Origin of the sequence: Marinimicrobium koreense (assembly GCF_003762925.1) — a bacterium.
GTDB lineage: Bacteria > Pseudomonadota > Gammaproteobacteria > Pseudomonadales > Cellvibrionaceae > Marinimicrobium > Marinimicrobium koreense.
Map to the genome: position 1 here is coordinate 620,215 of NZ_RJUK01000001.1, position 23,513 is coordinate 643,727.

At 60.0% G+C, this 23,513-nt stretch carries 23 protein-coding genes; all 23 read left to right on the forward strand.

Features of this window, described 5'->3' with window-relative positions; translation table 11 throughout:
- The first annotated feature begins 8 nt into the window (after positions 1 to 8).
- The 23 genes from fliG to EDC38_RS02765 all read left to right on the forward strand — a co-directional run bounded on the left by fliG (position 9) and on the right by EDC38_RS02765 (position 23,465).
- Positions 9 to 995, forward strand: a complete 987-nt coding sequence (fliG, locus tag EDC38_RS02655) for a flagellar motor switch protein FliG (protein WP_425462026.1) — start codon at positions 9 to 11, stop codon at positions 993 to 995.
- Positions 996 to 1,052: 57 nt separating this feature from the next.
- Positions 1,053 to 1,907 carry a flagellar assembly protein FliH gene (locus EDC38_RS02660; protein ID WP_123637213.1) on the forward strand — a complete coding sequence of 285 codons (855 nt, stop codon included), beginning with the start codon at positions 1,053 to 1,055 and terminating at the stop codon, positions 1,905 to 1,907.
- A complete protein-coding gene (gene fliI / locus EDC38_RS02665) occupies positions 1,904 to 3,373 on the forward strand; it encodes a flagellar protein export ATPase FliI (protein ID WP_425462017.1) in 1,470 nt (489 codons plus the stop codon). The genes EDC38_RS02660 and fliI overlap by 4 nt, the downstream gene beginning before the upstream one ends.
- 3 nt (positions 3,374 to 3,376) lie before the next feature.
- Positions 3,377 to 3,835 carry a flagellar export protein FliJ gene (fliJ, locus tag EDC38_RS02670; RefSeq protein WP_024459969.1) on the forward strand — a complete coding sequence of 153 codons (459 nt, stop codon included), beginning with the start codon at positions 3,377 to 3,379 and terminating at the stop codon, positions 3,833 to 3,835.
- A 105-nt stretch (positions 3,836 to 3,940) separates the two neighbouring features.
- Entirely contained in the window at positions 3,941 to 4,246 is a 306-nt protein-coding gene (locus EDC38_RS02675; RefSeq protein ID WP_024459970.1) for an STAS domain-containing protein, read from the forward strand.
- A gap of 91 nt (positions 4,247 to 4,337) precedes the next feature.
- The gene (locus EDC38_RS02680; RefSeq protein ID WP_123637214.1) at positions 4,338 to 6,068 is read left to right on the forward strand and encodes an ATP-binding SpoIIE family protein phosphatase; all 1,731 of its coding nucleotides are present in this window, start codon (positions 4,338 to 4,340) and stop codon (positions 6,066 to 6,068) included.
- A gap of 48 nt (positions 6,069 to 6,116) precedes the next feature.
- Positions 6,117 to 6,461 carry an Hpt domain-containing protein gene (locus EDC38_RS02685; protein WP_024459972.1) on the forward strand — a complete coding sequence of 115 codons (345 nt, stop codon included), beginning with the start codon at positions 6,117 to 6,119 and terminating at the stop codon, positions 6,459 to 6,461.
- A 467-nt stretch (positions 6,462 to 6,928) separates the two neighbouring features.
- On the forward strand, positions 6,929 to 7,993 hold the full coding sequence (locus EDC38_RS02690) for a flagellar hook-length control protein FliK (RefSeq protein ID WP_170162836.1): 1,065 nt from the start codon (positions 6,929 to 6,931) through the stop codon (positions 7,991 to 7,993).
- Positions 7,994 to 8,186: 193 nt separating this feature from the next.
- Positions 8,187 to 8,735 carry a flagellar basal body-associated FliL family protein gene (locus tag EDC38_RS02695; RefSeq protein ID WP_123637216.1) on the forward strand — a complete coding sequence of 183 codons (549 nt, stop codon included), beginning with the start codon at positions 8,187 to 8,189 and terminating at the stop codon, positions 8,733 to 8,735.
- A gap of 20 nt (positions 8,736 to 8,755) precedes the next feature.
- Positions 8,756 to 9,769 carry a flagellar motor switch protein FliM gene (fliM, locus tag EDC38_RS02700; protein WP_024459975.1) on the forward strand — a complete coding sequence of 338 codons (1,014 nt, stop codon included), beginning with the start codon at positions 8,756 to 8,758 and terminating at the stop codon, positions 9,767 to 9,769.
- Entirely contained in the window at positions 9,753 to 10,223 is a 471-nt protein-coding gene (gene fliN, locus EDC38_RS02705; RefSeq protein ID WP_123637217.1) for a flagellar motor switch protein FliN, read from the forward strand. Before fliM ends, fliN begins: the two co-directional genes overlap by 17 nt.
- Positions 10,223 to 10,561 carry a flagellar biosynthetic protein FliO gene (gene fliO, locus EDC38_RS02710; RefSeq protein WP_123637218.1) on the forward strand — a complete coding sequence of 113 codons (339 nt, stop codon included), beginning with the start codon at positions 10,223 to 10,225 and terminating at the stop codon, positions 10,559 to 10,561. Before fliN ends, fliO begins: the two co-directional genes overlap by 1 nt.
- Complete coding sequence (fliP, locus tag EDC38_RS02715) at positions 10,561 to 11,391, forward strand: flagellar type III secretion system pore protein FliP (RefSeq protein ID WP_123637219.1); 831 nt, start codon at positions 10,561 to 10,563, stop codon at positions 11,389 to 11,391. The genes fliO and fliP overlap by 1 nt, the downstream gene beginning before the upstream one ends.
- A 9-nt stretch (positions 11,392 to 11,400) precedes the next feature.
- Complete coding sequence (gene fliQ, locus EDC38_RS02720; RefSeq protein WP_024459979.1) at positions 11,401 to 11,670, forward strand: flagellar biosynthesis protein FliQ; 270 nt, start codon at positions 11,401 to 11,403, stop codon at positions 11,668 to 11,670.
- A 119-nt stretch (positions 11,671 to 11,789) separates the two neighbouring features.
- On the forward strand, positions 11,790 to 12,647 hold the full coding sequence (gene fliR, locus EDC38_RS02725) for a flagellar biosynthetic protein FliR (RefSeq protein WP_246004319.1): 858 nt from the start codon (positions 11,790 to 11,792) through the stop codon (positions 12,645 to 12,647).
- The gene (gene flhB / locus EDC38_RS02730; RefSeq protein ID WP_123637220.1) at positions 12,647 to 13,783 is read left to right on the forward strand and encodes a flagellar biosynthesis protein FlhB; all 1,137 of its coding nucleotides are present in this window, start codon (positions 12,647 to 12,649) and stop codon (positions 13,781 to 13,783) included. The genes fliR and flhB overlap by 1 nt, the downstream gene beginning before the upstream one ends.
- A 501-nt stretch (positions 13,784 to 14,284) precedes the next feature.
- Positions 14,285 to 16,507, forward strand: coding sequence for a flagellar biosynthesis protein FlhA (gene flhA, locus EDC38_RS02735; protein WP_123637221.1), 2,223 nt, complete (start codon positions 14,285 to 14,287; stop codon positions 16,505 to 16,507).
- An 81-nt stretch (positions 16,508 to 16,588) separates the two neighbouring features.
- On the forward strand, positions 16,589 to 18,037 hold the full coding sequence (gene flhF, locus EDC38_RS02740; RefSeq protein WP_123637222.1) for a flagellar biosynthesis GTPase FlhF: 1,449 nt from the start codon (positions 16,589 to 16,591) through the stop codon (positions 18,035 to 18,037).
- A 47-nt stretch (positions 18,038 to 18,084) separates the two neighbouring features.
- Positions 18,085 to 18,909: a MinD/ParA family protein gene (locus tag EDC38_RS02745; RefSeq protein WP_123637223.1), complete on the forward strand. Its 825-nt coding sequence runs from the start codon at positions 18,085 to 18,087 to the stop codon at positions 18,907 to 18,909.
- A gap of 44 nt (positions 18,910 to 18,953) precedes the next feature.
- Positions 18,954 to 19,676 (forward strand): RNA polymerase sigma factor FliA, encoded by a 723-nt coding sequence (locus EDC38_RS02750; protein WP_281273495.1) that lies wholly within the window; start codon positions 18,954 to 18,956, stop codon positions 19,674 to 19,676.
- Between the two features lie 134 nt (positions 19,677 to 19,810).
- A complete protein-coding gene (cheY, locus tag EDC38_RS02755; RefSeq protein ID WP_024459986.1) occupies positions 19,811 to 20,194 on the forward strand; it encodes a chemotaxis response regulator CheY in 384 nt (127 codons plus the stop codon).
- Positions 20,195 to 20,250: 56 nt separating this feature from the next.
- Entirely contained in the window at positions 20,251 to 21,051 is an 801-nt protein-coding gene (locus tag EDC38_RS02760; RefSeq protein WP_123637225.1) for a protein phosphatase CheZ, read from the forward strand.
- Positions 21,052 to 21,161: 110 nt separating this feature from the next.
- Entirely contained in the window at positions 21,162 to 23,465 is a 2,304-nt protein-coding gene (locus EDC38_RS02765; RefSeq protein WP_123637226.1) for a chemotaxis protein CheA, read from the forward strand.
- Positions 23,466 to 23,513: the final 48 nt, after the last annotated feature.

Consider the following 23,513-nt stretch of genomic DNA (forward strand, 5'->3'; position numbering starts at 1 on the left):
CATCGAAATTGAATCATGTGGATCAGGCGGCCATTCTCCTGATGTCGCTCGGCGAGGCCGATGCGGCGGAGGTGCTTCGTCATATGGGCCCCAAGGAGGTTCAGCGCATCGGCGGCGCCATGGCGCAGATGAAAAACGTCCAGCAGAGTGATGTCCAGGCCGTCCTGACCAACTTTCTCGAAGAAGTGCGCACCCTCACCGGTCTGGGAACCGACTCCGACGCCTACATCCGCAACATGCTGGTGACCGCCCTCGGCGAAGACAAGGCCAGCGGCCTGATCGACCGTATTTTGCTGGGCGGCAATACCACCGGTCTGGACACTCTCAAATGGATGGAGCCACGTTCCGTGGCCGATGTCATCCGCAATGAGCACCCGCAAATTCAGGCGATTGTGGTGTCCTACCTCGACCCTGACCAGGCGGCGGAAGTGCTCAGTTATCTGAGCGAAAAGATGCGCCTGGATATTATGATGCGGGTCGCCTCCCTGGATACAGTGCAGCCCAGCGCTCTGCAGGAACTGAACGACATTCTGGAAAAACAGTTCACCGGCAGCGCCTCTTCCCAGACCAAGGCGGTGGGCGGTTACAAGACCGCGGCGGAAATTATGAACCACCTGGAAGGCTCCATCGAGGCCGACCTGATGGATTCCATCAAGGAGCTGGACGAGGACATGGGCAACCAGATTCAGGACCTCATGTTCGTGTTCGACAACCTCAAGGATGTGGACGACCGGGGCATTCAGATGCTGCTGCGTGAGGTGTCGTCCGAAGTGCTGATTGTGGCGCTCAAAGGGGCCGACAACGAGCTGCAGGACAAGATTTTCAGCAACATGTCCAAGCGCGCGGCCGAACTGCTGCGCGACGATCTGGAAGTGAAGGGGCCGGTGCGCTTGTCCGAAGTGGAGACCGCCCAGAAAGAAATCCTCACCATTGCCCGGCGCATGGCCGATGCCGGCGAAATTGTGCTCAGCAGCAGTGGCGAAAAAATGCTTTAATCGCGCCGGGCCTGTTTCCGATTCTGTTCCTGACGCATCACCAACGGCGGCGTAACCATGACCACCAAAAAACTTGCCAACCGGATTCCCGCCGAAGAGCTTGAGCACTATCAGGCCTGGGTACTGCCGCCGATTCACGGTGAACAGGACCGCGTACTGCCCAGCGCCGAGCGCGAAGCGCGCCAACGCGCCGAGGACGAAGAGCGGCGCAAGGGCGAAAAAATTGAAGACGTGGATTACGAAGGCGGCAGCAGCGGCCTGAGCGCCGAGGAAATGCAGCGCCTGGTGGACGCCGCCGAGCAGGAAGGGCGAGAGCAGGGGTACCAGGCCGGCTTTGAGCAGGGCCGCGCCGAAGGCTATGAGGCGGGTCAGCAGAAAGGCTGGGAAGAGATGCGCCAGAAATTGGCCGCTGAGCAGCAGCGCTTTCAGCATCTGGTACAGGCCATTCGGGAGCCCCTGGCGGAGCAGGAGGATGCCCTGGAACAGTGGTTGCTCGACACGGTATGTGCGTTAACGCGCAGCCTGGTAGAACGGGAACTGCTGACGGACTCCAGTCATATCATGGAGCCGGTGCGCGCCGCCGTGGCCGCACTGCCCGCCGGTGCGGAACATCTGCATATCTACCTCAACCCCGATGATCTTGCACTGGTGGAAGCCTACGCTGAAGAGCACCGTCTGGACTGGACGTTTCACTCTGATGAGGCACTGTTGCCCGGGGGGTGTCGGGTGGAAACCAAGGAAAGCCAAGTCGACTTTTCCATTGAGCATCGACTGGCTCAGCAATTGGATGCATTTGTGAATCGCCAATTGGGCAGTGACTCCGCGATGAGCGACGAAGACGATATGAGCGACGCTGTGCAGCCCGACGGCGACGAATATGACAGCCGGTCCTCGGGAGACGAAACCCCGTGAGCGATGCACCTGCACCGACCGGGCCTCGCTCGTCGCTACTGGACCGATTGCGCGGCTTCGGCCCCGCCGGCGTACCCGAGGCGCCCAAACCGGAAGCCGAAGGTCGCCTGACCCGCTCGGTGGGCATGACCCTGGAGGCCGTCGGCCTCAACGTATCCGTCGGTCGCCAGTGCCAGGTCATCAATCGGGACGGTCGGAAGATCGAGGCGGAAGTGGTCGGCTTTGACGACGACATTGTCTACCTGATGCCGATCAAGCGCGTCGAAGGTCTGCAGCCCGGCGCCCGGGTGATTCCCATTTCCTCCCATCAGGGAATGCGTGTCGGCCCCCGTTTGCTGGGCCGGGTGGTCAATGGCCTGGGGCAACCTCTGGATGACGCCGGTCCCCTGCGGGGTGACGATTTTCTCGACTTTGCACCCCATGATATCAATCCGCTCAAGCGCCACCCGATCAGCGAACCCCTGGATGTGGGAATACGCGCAATCAATGCCCTGATTACTGTGGGGCGCGGACAACGACTCGGCCTGTTCGCCGGCAGCGGCGTCGGTAAAAGTGTGCTGATGGGCATGATGACCAAATACACCACGGCCGATGTCGTGGTGGTTGGACTGGTCGGCGAGCGGGGCCGTGAGGTGAAGGAGTTCATCGATCATATTCTCGGGCCCGAGGGGATGGCGCGCGCCGTGGTGGTGGCTTCGCCGGCGGATGATGCGCCTCTGATGCGGCTTCGGGCGGCCCAGTTGTGCAGCCGGATTGCCGAGTACTATCGGGACCAGGGGCGGAATGTCCTGTTGTTGATGGATTCCCTGACCCGCTTTGCCCAGGCGCAGCGGGAAATTTCCCTGGCCATCGGCGAACCGCCGGCCACCAAAGGTTATCCGCCCTCGGTGTTTGCCAAAATTCCCCAGCTGGTCGAACGGGCCGGGAACGCGGCCAGGGGCGAGGGGTCGATTACCGCTTTCTATACCGTGCTATCGGAGGGCGACGACCTGCAGGATCCGATTGCGGATGCCGCCCGTGCCATTCTGGATGGCCACATTGTCCTGTCCCGCCGCCTGGCGGAGGAGGGCGTCTATCCGGCCATTGATGTGGAGGCCTCCATCAGCCGGGCAATGCCCAATATCGTTGCTGAGCCCCACCTGAAGTCCATGCAACGCTTCAAACAGTTGTTGTCCCGCTATCAACAGAACCGTGACCTGATCAACATCGGCGCCTATACCCCCGGGGCGGACCCCGAAACCGATGCGGCTATTGAACGTTTCCCCCACCTGCGGGCATTTATCCAGCAGGGCTTGGGGCAGGCGGTGCAGCTCGATGAAAGCATCAATCACCTGCAGCGCACCCTGCAGCCGTCGGGCCAAGCGGGTGCGGCCCAGGGGCGCGGCCAGCCCGGCAATGGCCCCGCCGGTCCTGGCCCGCGCCGTGGCGCGCTGGCAGCGCAGCACAGCGGCCGGGGACAGCGCTAAATCATGGCGGAGCAGCGCTCGGAACGACTCAAGGTGGTTCTGATGGTGGCGGAGCGTGAAGAACAGGCCGCCGCCGCCCGGCTCGGGGAAGCCCGGCAGCAACTGGAGCAGGAGGAGGGGCAACTGGCCCAGCTGCAGGATTATCGGGCCCAGTATCTGGCGGATTATCGCGAGCAGCGCCGGGGCGTCGATGCCCAGTCGCTGATGAGCTACAGTGGTTTTTTGCAGCGCTTGGGCGAGGCGCTGGGTGGGCAGGAGCAGAAATTGGCCCAGGTGCGTCAGTACCTGGAGCAGTGCCGACAGCAGTGGCAGGAGAAATACCACCGCCGCCGCTCGCTGGAAGATATGATTGCGCGCATGCGCAGCGAGGAAAATGCCGTCCTTGAGCAGCGCCAGCAGCGCGAGCTGGACGATCTTGCGGCCCAGCGTATGGGCCGGACGGGTCCCGGCCGAAAACGCTGACGGGGCAGGGGAATTACGCTATGCTTAGGGTCGCTCTGTGCCGGAATGCTTTTGCTCGAAGGCTTGGCCTGAACAATAACGTGTCAGAAAGGATGTGAAACAGTTATGGCGATAACCTCCACCCTGTCATCCGACGGAACCCTGCTCACCATCTACATCCAGGGGCGGTTCGATTTCAGCTCGCACCAGGATTTCCGGGGCTCCTACGAGCGCCTGGATAAGGCGCCGGAGCGCTATCGGGTGGACCTTCAGGAAACAACCTACCTGGACAGCTCCGCCCTGGGCATGTTGCTGCTGCTACGGGATCACGCCGGGGGCGATCGGGCGAGCATCGAAATCCGCAACTGCAGCCCGGATGTCAGGAAGATTCTGACCATATCCAACTTCGAACAGCTATTCGATATCCAGTAATCGGGTACCCAAGGGGCCGATCCCTGATGTTCTGATCGGCTTCGCCCGGGGCGGCCACCGGCCGCCCCGGGCGCGAATGGAGACGCTGCGCATGACCGACGACAGTCCGCTGACCATCCTGATTGCTGACGACTCCGACACGGATCGCCAGATTCTGCAGGCCATTGTCGCCCGCGACGGCCATCGGGTGATCAGTGCCCGGGACGGGCGGGAAGCGGTAGCGGAGTTCGAGCGCGAGCGACCGGACCTGGTCCTGCTCGATGCCCTGATGCCCAACCTGGACGGTTTTGGCGCCGCGCGGCGGATCAAGGCCCTCGCGGGTGAGGCCCTGGTACCGATCATTTTCCTGACCTCTCTGACCGATACCGAATCCCTGGTTCAGTGCCTGGATGCCGGGGGTGACGATTTTCTGTCCAAGCCCTACAACCGGGTCATAATCCAGGCCAAAATTCGCGCGTTCAATCGCATGCGAGCCATGCACACCACCATCCTCGATCAGCGCGATCAGATCAGCCGTCACAACCAGCACCTGCTGCAGGAGCAGACGGTCGCCAAACAGGTGTTTGACAACATTGCCCACAGTGGCTGTCTGGACTCCAACAATGTCCGCTACTACCTGTCCTCACTGGCGGTGTTCAACGGCGACATTCTGGTCGCCGGTATGCGTCCGGGGGGCAGCATGATGGTACTGCTGGGTGATTTTACCGGCCATGGCCTGCCGGCGGCGGTGGGCGCCATTCCGCTCGCCTCCACTTTTTACGGGATGGTGTCCAAAGGGTTCGCCATGAGCGATATCCTGCGGGAAATCAACCACAAGCTGAAAACCATTCTGCCGGTCGGCATTTTCTGTTGCGCCACCATGGCGGACATCAATTTTCGACGCCAGCGTATACGGGTCTGGAGTGGTGGCCTGCCTCCGGGCTATATTCTCCGCCAGGGCAATGAACCGCCGCAGCCGATTACCTCGACCCACTTACCCTTGGGCGTGTTGGGAAACAGCGCCTTCAAGGATGACATGGAAACCTACGAGTTGGCCTGGGGGGATCGTCTCTATCTCTGGTCCGATGGCATCCATGAGGCTCGCAGCCCCGAGGGCGAAATGTTTGGTGAGGAGCGACTCAAGGCGGTGTTTGCGGAACACCGGGGCGCCGACGCCAGAAACGATGACGCCCTGTTTGATGACATCCTGGCCAGGGTCCAGCAGTTTGTCGGCCAAGGGGAGCGTGACGATGACCTGTCGCTGGTGGAAATCCGGATGGACCGGCCGGAAAAAGTCAATGCGGTGGCCGCCGAAGCGGAGCGGCGCAACCGCTCCACCCTGTCCGAATGGACTATGAATTTTGATATCCTGCCGGCCAGTTTCCGCCAGTTTGATCCCATGCCCCTGTTGCTGAATATTCTGGTGGAGGTGCCCGGTCTGCGTCAGCACAGCGGCACCCTGTACACCATTCTGTCCGAACTGTATTCCAACGCCCTTGAGCATGGCATTCTGGGGCTGGACTCCGGGCTGAAGGGAACGCCGGAGGGGTTCGCCCACTATTATGAAATCCGCCAGCAGCGCCTCGACGACGTCAGCGAGGGGTTGATTCGCATCCATCTCCACCACAGCACCACCGAAGAGGGCGGGGTGTTACGCATAGCGGTAGAGGACAGTGGTCCCGGATTTGATGGTCGGGATGAGGCAAGCGTGGCCACGCCGGGAGAGGCCCTGGGGTACGCCGGTCGAGGGCTCGCTCTGGTTGAAAAACTGTGCGATGCTGTCCAGTATCCCAGTGAAGGTAACCGGGTAGAAGCGGTATTTTCATGGAGTTCCGATGACTGATACGAGCGGACAAGTGGCCAATAAAGTGACCAACCAGAGGCGCGCCCCATGAGTTCGGAAACCCATCTCAATCGAGAAGTTTTGACGACGCTGCAGGAGGTGATGGACGATCAGTTCCCGGTGTTGATCAATACTTTTCTGACCGACTCGGAAGAGCGTATTCGCCAGCTTCAGCGAGCCCTGGCTGCGCAGGATAGCGACACCGTCTGGCGTCAGGCGCACAGCTTCAAAGGCAGCTGCAATAACCTGGGCGCTGAGCGGTTGGCGGATCTGTGCCAGGAGATGGAATCGCGTGGGCGCGCCAGTGACATCGATGGGCTCGAACAACAGCTGGTATCCGTGCAGGAAGAATTCGCCAAACTCAAAGTCACTTTGAACAGTTTCGCCGGCTGAACGCGGCTGGCACTAACCTTGCATTTTCCCTCCCAGAAACGGGCGTTTGCCCCAGTTTAACCGGTTAGCGGCAAACCTTTGCCGCCAACCTTGCCGGAGTGGTGTCGATGCCAGGTCAATCGCAAATCAGCAATCTGTTGTCTTTCAATTCAGAACCATCGTCGCTCCGGCGCCGTTCGGCGCCGGAGGGCGATGGATTTCGGCAGGTTTTTGACGGCACGACGGACCGTGCTCGCACCGGCTCGGGGTCCTCGCGGGAGGAGACCGCCCCAAGCCGCCGAACTGAGCCCCGCGAAGCGGCGCAGCGGGAACCCGCCAATGCTCAGAGAGGGCCAGAAGACCGTGACGTCCGGAGCGATGGGCCAACCACTTCCCGGCGCCCCGAGGCAAACGACGCTCCGCAAAAGGGCGCCTCCCAAGAGCCGACCGCATCGGCCGATGATGCCAGGGCGGCCGGCGGCACTGATGTGAGCACCACCCTGACGAAAGACGACAAAGCGCTGTTGGCCAATCTGAGCAAAGAGGATTGGGCGGCGCTCTCCGAGGATGTGACCGCCATACTGGAGCAACTCAAGGTCCAGTTGGATGAAGGCAGCCTGTCACCGGAACTGGAAAAGGCGCTGCGCCAATTGCTGTCGGACCTGAAAGACGGCGCGCCCCTGGATCAGGTGGCTGAGAGCCTGGAAGCCATTCCCATGACGGCGTTACCCGAGCTGATAGCCCGGTTTCCGGATGCCAACCACCTGCGCGATGCCATTGGGCGCAATGGCGCCGCTTATCTGTCGCAACTGAGTGCGGTGGCCACCCAACGACAGGGGGCCACCCCCGATACTGGATTGCTGCCCGGGTTGGTTGCGACGGCCTCCGCGGACAAGGGGGGTGAAGGGCTTGAGTTGAAGGGGCTGCTGGAGTTGAGTGTCGCGGCAGGCAAGAACGGTAAAGAGGCCTTTGCCCAGACCCTGCAGGCGATTGCCGATATCTCGACTCAATCGAGTCCCAAGGCCAGTACGTCGTTTGATGGGGGGCAGTCCCCGGCCAATGCGCTGGCCCAACTGGATGGGGCCAACCGCGGCCAGCCGCTCTCTCCGACCGAGCGGGGATTTACCGTGCAGACTGATGTGCGGGTCCCGGTGGGGCAGGGTCAGTGGGGGCAGGCGGTGGGCCAGAAAGTGCTGTGGATGGCCGCTCAGAAGCTTTCCACCGCCGAGTTGCGCCTGGATCCCCCGGACCTGGGACCCATGCAGGTTCGCGTTAGCGCCAATCAGGACCAGATCAGTGTCACCTTTACCAGCCCCCAGGTCGCGGTCCGTGAGGCCCTGGACCAGAACGCCAACCGTCTGCGGGAAATGTTCGCGGAGCAGGGGTTGGATCTGGTGGACGTGAATGTCTCCGATCAATCTGGGCAGGAACAGGCGGGCGAGGAGGGCGATGGTCGGACGGCGGGTCGGGGCCCGGGTTCCGATGCCGGTGATCCAGAGGGTGAAGTGATCGAGCAGCGAATCAGCGATCGCCTGGTGGACCACTACGCTTGAGTTGAAATGTGCCGGACGCACGACGCTTCCTCTCGAAGCGTCGTTCACACTTCCCCTCGACCTTTACCCAACCCTCCGTTGTTTCTTGCCCGAACGCCTTCCCTGTGCCAAAGTATCCGCGCAAGCCCCGTGCCTGACTTGGCACGGGGCTTGCTCTATCCCCTTCAAGCACTGTGAATGACGGAATTTTGGCATGGCCGAAGAAGACGATGAGCGCGAGCTGACCGAAGAAGAACAGGCGGAAATTGACCGCAAGACCCAACGCAATCAGAAAATCAAACTGGCTGTGCTGGCGCTGTTGTTGGTGGTGTTGTCGGTAGGGGTAACCCTTGGACTGTTGCACTTTCTGGCTCCGGATGAACCGGCGCCCGAGGGTGAAACCGCTGAAGCCGAACCGGTGGAACCCCTGGAGCCCGCGCGCCAGCAGGCGATCTACTTTCCACTGAAGGAAAAATTTGTCATCAACTACAATGTGCGTGGCCGGCAGCGCTTTCTGCAGACCGAAGTCAATCTGATGCTGCGCGACAATGAGGTGGTCAAAGTCCTGGAGCAACATCTGCCCCGGGTTCGCAATGATCTGATCATGCTGTTCAGTGGCCAGGAGTTTGAAGACCTGCAGACACCGGAAGGTCGGGAGTTGCTGCGTCAGGACGCGCTGCGTCGGGTTCAGGCCATTCTCGAACAGGAGATGGGGCAGCCCGGTGTCGAACAGGTTCTGTTTACCAGCTTTGTGATGCAGTAAAAACCATAAGGTAGCCGCTCGTGCAAGACTTACTTTCACAAGACGAAATTGATGCGCTGCTTCACGGGGTCGATGAAGGCGATATCGATACCGATGACGATCTGGAGATGGACCCGGTCAAAGCTTACGACTTGACCACCCAAGACCGCATCGTCCGCGGGCGCATGCCCACGCTGGAAATGATCAATGAGCGCTTCGCCCGCTACACCCGCATCAGCATGTTCAATTTGCTGCGGCGCACGGCGGATGTATCCGTCGGCGGCATCCAGATCCAGAAGTTTGGCGAATATGTGCACACCCTCTATGTGCCGACCAGTCTGAATATGGTGAAGTTCCGCCCGCTGCGCGGCAATGCCCTGATCATTCTGGATGCGCGCCTGGTGTTCAAACTCGTGGACAACTTTTTTGGCGGTGATGGTCGGCATGCCAAAATTGAGGGCCGGGAATTCACTCCGACCGAGTTGCGTGTGGTACAGATGGTGCTCGATCAGGTGTTTGTCGATCTCGGCGAGGCCTGGAAGGCGGTCATGCCCATCACCTTTGAATACATGAACTCAGAGGTCAACCCGTCCCTGGCCAATATTGTCAGCCCGAGCGAAGTGGTGGTGGTCAGCACCTTCCACGTGGAGCTTGATGGCGGCGGTGGCGATCTGCACATCACGGTCCCGTACTCCATGATCGAACCGATCCGGGAGGTGCTGGATTCCGGTCTGCAGAGTGACAGTGACGAGAAAGATGAACGCTGGGTCAAGGCGCTGCGTGAGGATGTGCTCGCCGCTCAGGTCGATCTTGAGTGCGACATTGTTCAGCGCGAAATTACCTTGCGAGACATTATCAATCTGAAGGCGGGCGATGTGATTCCGGTGGAGTTTCCGGAATACCATGTTGTTACCGCCAACGGTGTGCCCATGTTCCGCACCCGATTGGGACAGATTCGCGGCAATCTGGCTTTGAAAATTCACGGTTTAATTGATCACAGTTCAGCCTATAACATTACGGCAAACGAAGGGGGCTCCAGTGGCAAACGAAAATGATACCCACGACGACGATAAAGACCAGGATGCCATGGCGGCCGAGTGGGAAGCGGCCATGATGGAGCAGGGTGATGACGGCGACGATGACACCGCCGATGCAGGTTCGGACAGCGCCGGGCAGGAACAGGACTTTGGTCGCGACGTCGACCGGGTTGCCCTGGATGAGCTGACCGAAGACGAGCAGCCCAACACCAACCCGGATCTGGATGTGATTCTGGACATCCCGGTGTCCATTTCCATGGAAGTGGGGCGCACCTCCATCACCATTCGCAACCTGCTGCAACTCAACCAGGGCTCGGTGATTGAATTGGATCGGCTGGCGGGAGAACCTCTGGACGTGCTCGTCAACGGCACACTGATCGCGCACGGTGAAGTGGTGGTGGTGAACGAAAAATTCGGCATTCGGATGACCGACGTCATCAGTCCGTCCGAACGGATCAAGAAGCTGCGCTGATGGAAGGAAGTGCCGCCACTCAGCTGATGAGTGTGCTGTTCAGCCTGCTGCTGATCATCGCACTGATCTTCGCCCTTGCCTGGTTGCTGCGCCGCTTTGGGCAAGGAGCCTTCACGAACTCCTCGGCCATGAAAGTGGTCGCCACCTTGCCACTGGGTACCCGTGAGCGATTGCTGATGGTGGAAGTGGGCGGTCAGCAACTGCTGCTCGGCGTAACGGCCCAACAAATCCGCACACTGCACGTGTTTGAAGAACCGGTGATCGACGCACAAGGCGTCAGAAGCAGCGACTTCAAACAGCGGTTGATGAACATCATGAACAAGAACACCAAGCCCTGATGAAGCCTTACCCACTAATTCACTACCGCTTTCTCGGCTCGCTGCTGCTGTTGATCCTGCTGAGCTTCGGTGCGGGACCGGCCCTCGCCCAGGAAGCGCCGGAAACCCAACCGCCAGCGGAGCAGGGCGTCGGCGGCTCCCTGCCCGCCATTCCCGGCTTACCGGCCCTGACCGTCACCACCAACCCGGACGGCTCGGAAGAATACACGGTCACGCTCCAGATCCTCGCGATCATGACCGCGTTCACCTTCCTGCCAGCGATCCTGCTGATGATGACCTCCTTCACCCGGATCATCATCGTCTTCGCCATCCTGCGTCAGGCCCTGGGCTTACAACAATCGCCATCCAACCAGATACTGATTGGTCTCTCGTTGTTTCTGACCCTGTTCATCATGCAGCCGGTGTTCGAACGCGTAAACGCCGAAGCCCTGCAACCCTACATCAACGAAGAAATCAACGCTCAGACCGCGCTGGCCAGAACCACCGAACCCTTCCACGCGTTCATGCTCGCCCAGACCCGCGAATCTGACATCGAACTCTTCGTCGGCATCGCCGACAACCCGGACATCCAGACACCCCAGGACACCCCCTTCAGCATCCTGGTCCCGGCGTTCGTCACCAGCGAACTCAAAACCGCCTTTCAGATCGGGTTCATTATCTTCATCCCGTTCCTGGTCATCGACATCGTCGTTGCCAGCGTGCTCATGGCCATGGGCATGATGATGCTCTCGCCCCTGATCATCTCACTGCCGTTCAAAATCATGCTCTTCGTCCTCGTCGACGGCTGGGCCATGATCATCGGCACACTCGCCGCCAGCTTCGGTGTATAAGGAGGCCCTATGACCCCGGAAGTTGTCATGGACATCTTCGCCGACGCCCTCTACCTCGTCATCCTGATGCTGGTCGTCATCGTCGGCCCCGGCCTATTGGTAGGCCTGGTGGTGAGCATGTTCCAGGCCGCCACCCAGATCAACGAACAGACCCTGAGCTTCCTGCCACGCCTGCTGGTCACCCTGGCCTCAGTCATGATCGCCGGCCCCTGGCTACTCAGAGAGTTCATGGACCTGTTCACCCGTTTATACACCAACGTCCCAAACTTAATAGGGTAGAGCAGAAAGAACACACAAAACGCCGAAGCAACCAATGAGCCTCCGGGGCCAAGGGTGTCCTTTTCAAACCGTCGCTTCATGGATGAAGCGATGGAGCCCCATGGATGGGTTCATGTGTTTTGAAAAGGACACCCTTGGCCCCGGAGGCGGACTTTCAGAACGGCACCCTCGAAGGGCGATTGATTGAACCAATGAACGAACTGGTATTGAGCGAACAACAACTGATGCAATTTATCGGTCAATACCTCTGGCCGATGCTGCGCATTGGTGGCCTCTTCCTCGCCATGCCCGTCATCGGCGCCCAGACCGTCACTGCAAGAGTACGCATCGTCCTCACCGCCTTCGTCACCCTACTGGTCGCGCCACTGCTACCGCCGCCACCCGACATCGACCTCGTCTCCATACAAGCCATGGCCATCGTCGCCAGAGAACTGCTCATCGGCATCGCCATGGGCTTCATGCTCCAGGTCTTTCTGCACATCTTCATATTGGCCGGCGAACTCATGGCCATGAAAATGGGCCTCGGCTTCGCCGCCATGAACGACCCATCCACCGGCGTCTCCACCACCGTACTGTCCCAATTCTACCTGCTGCTCGCGACCCTGCTGTTCCTCAGCTATAACGGCCATCTCATCATCATCGGCATGCTCGTGGACAGCTTCCAGAGCCTGCCCATCGGCGGCAGCGGCCTCGGCTCCGGCGCCTTCGCCACCATTGCCGGCATGGGCACCTGGCTGTTCAGCGCCGCCCTGGTGATCACCTTGCCGGTGTTCACCGCCGTCATGATCATCAACATGGCCTTCGGTGCCATGAACCGCTCCGCACCGCAGATGAACGTATTCACCGTCGGCTTTCCCATGACCCTCATCTTCGGAATCCTGGTCATGTGGTTTGCTTTGCCGGCACTGCTTCCCGTGTTCGAAGTCTTCACCCAGGAAGCCTTTGAACTGGTTCGACTGGTAATAGGACTGCCCTGATGGCCGAAGAAAACGACAGCAGTCAGGAAAAGACAGAAGAACCCACGGCGCGAAAACAGGAAAAAGCGCGCGAAGAAGGGCAGATCCCCCGATCCCGGGAACTGACCACCACCTTCATATTGCTTGCCGGTACCATAGGGCTGATGCTGTTCGGTCCCTTTATGGCGGGCAAACTCTCGGGGATCCTGAAATTCAATTTCTCGCTGGAGCGGGAAGTGGTGTTCAACACCGATGCCATGATCGAACACCTGACCGCGTCACTGTATCAGGGCACCCTCAGCATGATGCCCGTGTTCGCTCTGCTGCTGGTAGCTTCCATCGCCGGCCCCATCGGCCTGGGCGGCTGGCTGTTCAGTAGCAAATCCATGGCCCCCAAGGCCAGCCGGATGAACCCGCTGGCCGGTCTCAAGCGCATGTTCGCCCTAAAGGCGTTGATGGAGCTCGCCAAAGCGTTGGGGAAGGTAATGCTCATCATGGCGGTTGCGGTTGGTCTGTTGGTTGTACAGCAGCAGGACATGCTGCGGCTATCAGACCAGGAGCCGCTGACAGCGATCAAGAATTCGGTGTGGCTCAGTGGCGTTGCCGCTATCGCTCTGGCCGCGGTCACCATTGCCATTGCCGCGATTGATATTCCGTTCCAGATTTTTGAGAACAACAAGAAACTGAAAATGTCCCGGCAGGAAGTCAAGGATGAGATGAAGGACACCGAAGGTAAGCCGGAGGTCAAAAGCAAAATCCGTCAGTTGCAGAGAGAAATGGCTCAGCGTCGGATGATGTCGGAAGTCCCGAAAGCGGACGTGGTCATCACCAACCCCACGCACTATTCGGTGGCTCTGAAGTACGACCCAGATACCATGGCAACACCGATTCTGGTGGCCAAGGGGGCGGATCAGACAGCCATGAAAATCCGCGAAATCGCCCGCGCCCACAACATCGATATCATGGAATCTCCCGCCCTGACCCGGGCGATTTACCACACTACGGAAATCGATCAGGAAGTCCCGGCGGATCTGTACATGGCCGTTGCCCAGGTATTGGCCTATGTGTTCCAGCTACGCAATTTCCGCAAGGGCCGCGGCGAAAAACCCGCCTACCCAAGAAACATCCAGGTCCCCCGCGATATGCGCTTCGACTAGCTTAGGTTTTACTTGGAACGCCCGGCGGCTAAGGGGGTGATGCAAGGCGTAGGGTGGCATAAGGCCAAAGGCCGTCATCCACCGTTCTGTCGCGGTTTGTCTTGCAGTGGTGGAGGAGCTTCGTGGGGAATCCGGCGGCTACGGGGTATAGCCATTGGAGACCCGCCGTGAACCCATCCATGGGGGCTTCTCGTCGACATCCATGTCTCCGAGAGTCTCCAATGGCTATACCCCGCATCCGCCTCAGTGCCAGCCGAATACCATGGTCCGTGGAATTTCACTCGGAGGCGGATGCGGGGTGAAGCCTTCCGGGACCGTGGAGCGGGGGACCCGCGATGCGAGCCCCCAGGGATGGGTTTACGGCGTGTCCCGGAAGGCTTCACCCCGTAGCCGCCGGACTCTCAGATAACCACCAATCTCTCCACCGACTATCCTTCACCAATTGGTACGCTTCTTGCGATAAGACGGTCAACTAACGAAACCGTCAAAAAAGCGACCTACATGGCACTTCCCAGTTTCAGCCAACTGAACAACATCGACCGCCGCGCCGCCTTCAACCATATTCGCGGACTCGGTCGTGGCAACATCGGCATACCCGTGCTGCTGCTCATGCTGCTGGGCATGATGATCCTGCCCGTGCCGCCGATACTGCTCGACGCCTTCTTCTCCTTCAACATCGCCCTGTCCATCGTCGTGCTGCTGGTGGGCGTGTACGCCATGCGCCCGCTGGACTTCGCGGTGTTTCCCACCATCCTGCTGGTCGCGACCCTATTACGCCTGGCCCTGAATGTCGCCTCCACCCGGGTGGTGCTGCTCAACGGCCACGAGGGCGGTGATGCGGCCGGTAAAGTGATCGAGGCGTTCGGCGAAGTGGTTATTGGCGGCAACTACGCCGTGGGTCTGGTGGTGTTTCTGATTCTGATGATCATCAACTTCGTCGTAGTGACCAAAGGGGCGGGGCGGATTTCGGAAGTGAGTGCCCGGTTTACCCTGGACGCCATGCCCGGCAAGCAGATGGCCATTGATGCCGACCTGAATGCGGGGCTGATTGATCAGGATGAAGCCCGGACACGTCGAAAGGAAGTTGCCAGCGAGGCGGACTTCTACGGGGCCATGGACGGTGCCAGCAAATTCGTGCGCGGCGATGCCATCGCCGGTATTCTGATTCTGGTGATTAACATTATCGGTGGCCTGGGCATCGGGATGATTCAGCATGACCTGGATTTTTCCACGGCGCTGGAGAATTACATTCTGTTGACCATTGGTGATGGTCTCGTTGCCCAGATTCCCTCGCTGCTACTGTCTACCTCGGCGGCGATTCTGGTGACCCGGGTCAACAGCTCCGAGGACATGCGTGAACAGATCATGGGACAGATGTTTGCCACGCCCAAGGCGCTGGCCATCGCGTCGGGAGTTCTGTTGCTGATGGGTTCGATTCCCGGCATGCCTCATGTGGCGTTTCTGGGCCTGGGCTTTCTCTGTGGTGGCCTGGCCTACTTTATTCACTGGCGCAGTCAGCAGCCCGAGGCGGTGGAAGAAGATGACTATCGACCCGGTGGTGGGCGTCCCTCCGGGGGCGGTGGTAGCGGGCCGACGGTCACGCCGTCGGCACCGAACCCCGGACAGGCTTCTCTGCCGCCCGCCAAAGAATCGGCGGAACTGGACTGGGACGATGTCCAGCCGGTGGACATCATCGGGCTGGAGGTCGGTTATCGGCTGATTCCCCTGGTGGACCGGGGGCAGGGCGGGGAACTGCTCGGGCGGATCAAGGGAGTGCGGCGCAAGCTGTCCCAGGAAATGGGCTTTCTGATTCCCTCGGTTCACATTCGGGACAACCTGGATCTGCTGCCGAACAAGTACCGGATCAGCCTGATGGGCGTTTCGTTGGCCGAAGCCGAGGTCTATCCAGACCGGGAAATGGCGATCAACCCCGGCCAGGTCTTTGGCGAGCTCGACGGTACCAAAACCAAGGATCCAGCCTTTGGGCTGGACGCCGTCTGGATTGATGCCAGTCAGAAAGAGAAGGCCCAGACCCTGGGTTATACCGTCGTGGATGCCAGCACTGTCGTCGCCACCCACCTGAATCAGATTCTGCAGAAACATACCTGGGAGCTGCTCGGCCATGAAGATGTGCAGAAGCTGCTGGATATGCTGGCGAAAAACTCGCCCAAGCTGGTGGAGGAACTGGTGCCCAACACCATCAGCCTGAATGTGCTGCTCAAGGTGTTGCAGAATCTGCTACGCGAGCGGGTGCCGATTCGTGATATGCGCTCGATCGCCGAAGCATTGGCGGCCAATGGCAGCAAGAGTCAAGATCCCGCCGCTTTGACCAACGTCGCCCGGGTTGCGCTCTCGCGCCAGATCGTCCAGAACATCGTGGGTTCAGAGCCGGAGATGCCGGTCATCACCCTGGAGCCAGAGTTGGAACAGTTGTTGCTAAATACCCTACAGCAGGCACAAAAATCTGGCGCTGATGACAGTGCCTTTATCGAGCCGAGCCTGGCGGAGCGACTGCAGCGCTCACTCATGGAGGCGGCCCAGAAGCAGGAAGTGGCCGGCAAGCCCCTGATCCTGCTGGTCGCCGCGCCGCTGCGCAATATGCTGGCCCGGTTTGCGCGCAACAGCGTGCCGGATATGAACGTTCTGGCCTACACCGAAGTGCCGGAAAACAAGCAGATTTCCATTGATGCCACGGTGGGTGCCGGCCAGACCAACAACCGGTAACCCGGATGAGAGCCCGGGCCCGGATGATCCCGGCCCGAGTCCAAAGACTAACAGGCCCGTTTTTTGACGAGGAGTACAACGATGCAGGTCAAACGATTTCTCGCGGCGGACATGCGACGCGCCCTGGAAATGGTTCGTCAGGAGATGGGTCCCGATGCGGTCATCCTCTCCAGCAACCGCACGAAAGACGGGGTGGAGCTGTTGACCACCCAAGCCTCGGTGTCCCTCCCGAAAGCGGCCGAGAAGTCTGTGCCGGCCGCAAATTCCGAATCAGGCGAGTCACTCTCGACCGGACGCGCGTCGGAAACCGGGCAGCAGCGGGCCGATGCCATTGAGCGCGCCCGCCAGCGGCAACTGGCTCAGCGCGAGCTGGATGCCTCGGCGCGCGAGTTCCTTCAACCGAATCAGCGCGTCAATGCGGGTATTCGGGTGGAGCGCTCTTTGCTTGAATCCGCCGGGACTGACCGGGAGCCGGTCAGCGCGAGCAAGTCTGAGCTGAACACATCACGAGCGGCCGGCTTTGTCAGTGCCGCCGAGCGTTACCCTCTGCGGGATGATGAGCCGCCCGCGGGTCCGGTGAGTGCGGCGGGCGCGGAAGCGAGCGATCCACGGCTGGATAGCCTCCAGGCCGAGCTGGCCGAAATGCGCTATCTGCTCGAAGAACAGCTCTCACAGATGCTCGGCCCGAAGCCGGCGGCCCGGGCACCGGGGCTGGCGAGCATTGGCCGGCGCCTGGAGCGGATGGGATTGTCCCCGGAGGTCTCTGAAGCCATTCTCAACGACACTCCGGCCGGTCAGCCACTGGCGCAAGCCTGGACGGGTGCGTTGGCGCAGTTGGCGCGCAAGTTGCCGGCTGACGGCGCCGACCCGGTCTCCCGGGGTGGCGTCTACGCTCTGGTGGGCCCCACCGGGGCCGGTAAAACCACTACTATCGGCAAACTCGCCGCCCGTTATGTCATGGACCACGGTGCCCGGGATGTGGCCCTGGTGACCCTGGATACCCACCGAATTGGCGGCCATGATCAGCTTCGCTCCCTGGCGCGTATCCTCGGTGTGACCCTGCGGGTGGTGGACGATCAGTCCAGTCTGGAGTCGGTGCTGTACAGTCTGCGCCGTCATGCACTGGTGCTGATTGATACCGCGGGATTCCGTCAGGGCGACCCCCGGCTGACCGAGCAGTTAGAAACACTCCGTCGCCTGCCTCAGGTCAAACCACTGATGGTGCTGCCCAGCACCAGTCAGGCGGCGATGCTCAAGGCCTCAGTGCACGCCTACGGTGGTCAGGGGCTGACCGGCTGCATTCTCAGTAAGCTCGATGAGAGCGCGAGCCTGGGTGAGGCGCTGGGTGTGGTCATGCAGGCGGGGGTGCCAATCGTCTATACTACCGACGGTCAGGATATTCCCCGGGATATTCAGGTGGCTCGCCCGCACCAGTTGGTGACCCGAGCGGCCAGCCTGGTCGGTCGGCGTGATGACGCCGCGCGCCGCCCCCAGGGTGCCTCGGCCCCAGTCGCCCGCCGGGCCCTATAATCGACCTTGTCAGGGTCAGTCGAAGAACGTGAGGAGTAGAACGGCAGATGAGTCAAATGCGTCCGGTTCAAGTCATAGCAGTGTCCGGCGGCAAGGGCGGTGTGGGAAAGAGTAATATTTCCGTCAATCTCAGTATCGCTTTGGCCGAGCTTCGCCGCCGCGTGGTGCTGCTGGATGCGGACCTGGGGCTCGCCAACGTCGATGTGCTGCTCGGTCTCAAGGCCAAACATACCCTGTCCGATGTGCTCAACGGCGAAATGGGGCTTCGGGATGTGCTGGTCAACGGCCCCTCCGGTTTGAAAATTGTCCCCGCCGCCTCCGGCGTCCAACGCATGACCATGCTCGGGCCCCGTGAGCATGCGGGTCTGATCAACGCCTTCAGTGAACTGAGCGATCAGGTGGATATTCTCGTGGTGGATACCGCCGCCGGAATTTCCGATACCGTGGTGAGCTTCGTCCGGGCCGCCAATGAAGTGCTGGTGGTGGTATGCGACGAACCCTCGTCAATTACCGATGCTTACGCCCTGATCAAGGTTCTCAACCGGGACCACGGCCTGCAGCGTTTCCGGGTGGTTGCGAATATGACCCGCACCAGTCGCGAAGGGCAGATGATGTTCAACAAGCTCAACAGCGTGTGTGAGCGGTTTCTGGATGTGACCCTTCAATACGTGGGCCATGTTCCCTTTGATGAAAATGTGCGTAAAGCCGTGCAGAAACAAAAGTCACTGCTGGAGTTCGCCCCCCAAAGCAAGGCGGCGCAAGCGATTCGTACGCTCGCCAAAGAGGTGGATCAGTGGCCTCTGCCCAGTGCGCCCACTGGGCGGCTGGAATTTTTTGTCGAGCGTCTGCTCCAGGTCGCCAACAGTCGCTAGACGGTGTGAGGTAGCTGACAATGGCCGCAGCCGATGGATTAGCCATGTACGATAAAACCCGACAACTTGGCAACCAGATCCGGGTCGAGGACTACGCGCCCCTGGTGAAGCGCATTGCCCATCACATGATGTTGCGTATGCCCGCCTGCGTCCAGGTTGACGATTTGATTCAGGCGGGAATGATTGGCCTGATTGAAGCCTCCCAGAAGTACGATGCTTCCAAGGGTGCCAGCTTTGAAACTTATGCCGGTATCCGAATTCGTGGCGCCATTGTGGACGAAATGCGCCGGGGTGACTGGGCGCCGCGCTCGGTTCACCGTAACGCCCGGCGGATCAGCGAGGCCATCGGAGTTGTGGAAGCGCGCACCGGCCGGGATGCCCAGGATGCCGAAGTGGCCGACGAGCTGGGCATCGAGCTGGATGAGTATTTCGATATGCTGCGCGATGCCAGTGCCAGCCGGTTGTTCAGCTACGAAGAGACGTTCGGCGATGACGATACCAGCCAGCATATGGCGGGTCCCGGGTCCGAGCACGCCAGTCCTCTGGATGGAATTCAGCGCGCGGCGCTAAAGCAATCCCTTGCGCAGGCGATAACCCAACTACCGGAGCGGGAAAAACTGGTGTTGGCGCTCTATTACGATGAAGAACTTAACCTGAAAGAGATCGGGCAGGTCCTCGGGGTCAGCGAATCCCGGGTCAGCCAGATCCATAGCCAGGCGGCCCTACGCCTGAGGACCCGGCTGGCCGACTGGCAGGGTAATGATTGACGCGCCAGAGGTTTGTGGGTACTTTGCCGGGCCCGGCCTTGCTAGAATACCAATATCACCGGTGTGGTGGGCGCCCTGTGGCGCTGCTTCCCATTCTTGAAACCAGACTCCCGCCAGAGTAGACGGAGGTTGCATTGGATAAAAACATGAAAATCCTGATTGTCGACGATTTCTCGACAATGCGACGGATTATTAAGAACCTGCTCAGAGACCTGGGGTTCAGCAATACCCACGAGGCTGACGACGGGGTAACCGCCTTGCCCATGCTGCGCAGCGGCGACTTTGACTTCTTGGTGACCGATTGGAACATGCCTGGCATGACCGGTATCGATCTGCTGCGCGCAGTGCGCGAGGACGAGAAGCTGCATGCATTGCCGGTTCTGATGGTGACCGCTGAAGCCAAGCGCGATCAGATTATCGAAGCCGCTCAGGCCGGAGTGAACGGGTACGTCGTCAAACCGTTTACCGCCGCGGCGCTCAAGGAAAAGATCGAGAAAATTTTTGAACGCGTCGGTTAAACCGCGCGCCGTCGGTGTCTTGGGGCGCCGGCCCATAGCGACAATAAGGCTTATTCATGGCTTCAACATCCCAGTTGCATGAAAACGAGGAGTTCATCTCCGAGCTGAAAGAGTGCGCCAAGCTGCTGGTCGACAAGCTTCAGGGAGACCAGTATGAAGAGGCCTCCCAGCTGATCCACGCAATCACCGAAGTGCGCGACCGGCATATTTTCCAGTCCGTCGGACGTCTGACGCGCGGGCTGCACGATGCCATCGTCAACTTCAATGTTGATGGTGACCTCAGCTCCGAACCGCCCGATATCAAAAACTCCGAAATTCGGGACGCCTCCAACCGTCTGAACTACGTCATCGACCTGACTCAGCAGGCCGCCGAAAAAACCATGGATATGGTGGACGAGTCGGCGCCCATCGCCACCAATCTCGGGCAGGAAGCCGGCTCTTTGAAAGAGGAGTGGGCCCGGCTGAAACGCCGCGAAATGAGCCCGGATGAGTTTCGCGAGCTGTACCACCGGATGGACGATTTTCTGGGGCAGATGGTGACCGGTACCGAGACCATCGGTCGTAACCTGCAGGAGATTGTGCTCGAACAGGGATTTCAGGACTTGACCGGTCAGGTGCTCAAGCGGGTGATCGGGCTGATCAATGATGTGGAGCAGGACCTGGTCAGCCTGGTCCGGATTGCCGCCCAAGTGGAAGATGTTACAGGTTTTGTGCCCGAGGCCGATAGTGAAGAAACGGCAGTGAAAAAACGTGAACAGAGCTCCGGAGAGGGGCCGCAGATGAACGCCAGCGAACGGGCTGACGTGGTATCCAGTCAGGACGAAGTGGACGATTTGCTGTCGAGCCTGGGTTTCTGACCTGGATCGGAACAGGGTTCACCCGCAGGCGCACTGCGCGCCAGGGTGGTCAGCCAGGGGCGACCACCCGATGACAATAACCGGTGAGATAGGTTTGATAGGAGCGCTGAATGGGGTTCGGTGACGACGAAGAAATTCTCCAGGACTTCCTGGTCGAAGCAGGCGAAATACTGGAGAAGCTCTCCGAGCAGCTGGTCGAGCTGGAGCAGCGCCCCGACGACGCTGATTTGCTCAACGCGATTTTCCGTGGTTTTCATACCGTCAAGGGTGGGGCTGGGTTTCTCCAGCTCGATCCCATGGTGGAGTGTTGCCATGTGACAGAGAACCTGTTCGATGTGTTGCGCAACGGCCAGCGCCAGGTGACTTCCGAGTTGATGGACGTGGTGCTGCAGTCGCTCGATACCATCAACCAGCAGTTTGCGGAAGTGTCGCAACGGGAAGATATGTCGTCGGCCGATCCTCAGTTGATCGACACCCTGCAGCGCCTGGTGAACGGCGAGCCGATTGACGGTGGCGCCGATACCACCTCCGAAAGTGATCAGAGCCACGGGTCCGGTGAGCCGGTGGGTAACGACACACCCAAAGCCCAGGGTGATATTACCGACGACGAGTTTGAGCAGCTGCTGGATGCCATTGCCGATGAGCCCGGTGCGGCGCCCGCCAAAAGCGGATCCGACTCGAAGCCGTCGCCAGAGCAGGGTGATGTCATTCAGGAAGACGAGTTTGAAGCCTTGCTGGATGAGCTGCACGGTAAAGGCAAAGGCCCGGGTGCGAGTCAGCCGGCCAAACCATCCTCCGAAGCCCCCGCTTCAGAGAGCGATGAAATCGATGACGATGAATTCGAAGCGCTGTTGGATCAGTTACACGGTAAGGGCAAGGGCCCGGGGACCGGTACGCCGGCAAAGTCTGCAGCGCCAGAGCCGTCTGCACCAGCCCAAGCTCCCGCAGAAAGTGGTAAATCCGCATCGGGCAATTCGTCCAACAATGATCTGATCAGTGACGATGAGTTCGAGTCGCTGCTCGATGAGCTCCATGGCAAAGGGCAGGGGCCAACCCGCAAGCAACCTGACGCCTCCGGAAAGCCGGATACCAGTGCTGCGGCAAAACCCGATAGCGCCCCGTCGGCTCCAAAAGCCGCTTCACCCGCTCCCGCCGCACCGGCCGGAGGTGGCGCGGGCGATGGCAAGAAGCCGCCGGCGTCTCGACCCGCCGGCAAGCCGGCCGATCGGGACGGTGGTCCGGCGCCGGCCGAAACTACCGTGAGGGTCGATACCCAGCGTCTCGACGAAATCATGAACATGGTGGGCGAGCTGGTATTGGTGCGCAATCGCCTGGTGCGGTTGGGTGACGATATTGAAAACGAATCCCTGGCCAAAGCGGTCTCCAATCTCGACGTGGTAACCGCCGACCTGCAGACCTCCGTGATGAAAACCCGGATGCAGCCGATCAAAAAAGTGTTCGGCCGCTTCCCTCGGGTAGTGCGGGATCTGGCGCGCAACCTGAAAAAAGAAGTGAATCTGGAGCTGGTGGGGGAGGACACCGACCTGGATAAAAACCTGGTTGAGGCGCTGTCCGATCCTCTGGTTCACCTGGTGCGCAACTCAGTGGACCACGGTATCGAATTGCCCGACCTGCGCGAGGCGAATGGAAAACCACGCACTGGTAAAGTCGTTCTGGCGGCCGAGCAGGAGGGCGATCACATCCTGCTGTCGATCACCGACGACGGCGCGGGCATGGACCCTGACAAACTGCGGGACATCGCCGTGGAGAAGGGAGTCATGGATCGGGACAGCGCCAATCGCCTCTCGGACACCGAAGCATTCAACCTCATTTTTGCCCCCGGGTTCTCTACCAAGAAAGAAATTTCCGATGTGTCCGGTCGGGGTGTGGGGATGGATGTGGTCAAGACCAAGATCACCCAGCTTAACGGCACCATCGAAATCCAGTCTACCAAGGGTGAGGGCACCCGACTGAACATCAAAGTGCCGCTGACCCTGGCGATCATGCCGACGCTGATGGTGATGCTGGCAGAGCAGGCCTTCGCTTTACCGCTGGCCAGCGTGCAGGAAATTTTTCACATGGATATGTCCAAAACCCACACCGTGGACGGCCAGGAGTGCGTGACCATCCGCGATCGGGCCATTCCGGTTTTCTACCTGAAAGACTGGCTGATCACCGGACCGCGTAAGGCCCGGGAGCGTGAGGCACATGTGGTCATAGTTGCGATTGGTACCCGCATGGTGGGCTTTGTGGTGGATCAACTGATCGGGCAGGAAGAGGTGGTGATCAAACCCCTGGGCAAAATGCTTCAGGGCACCCCCGGAATGGCCGGCGCCACCATCACTGGCGATGGCACCATGGCATTGATCCTCGATATCCCGGGGTTGCTCAAGCGCTACGCGGGCGGCGTATAATCCCGATTGAACTCTGTGCTCCCCGACGAAGAGGAGCGGACGTACTGA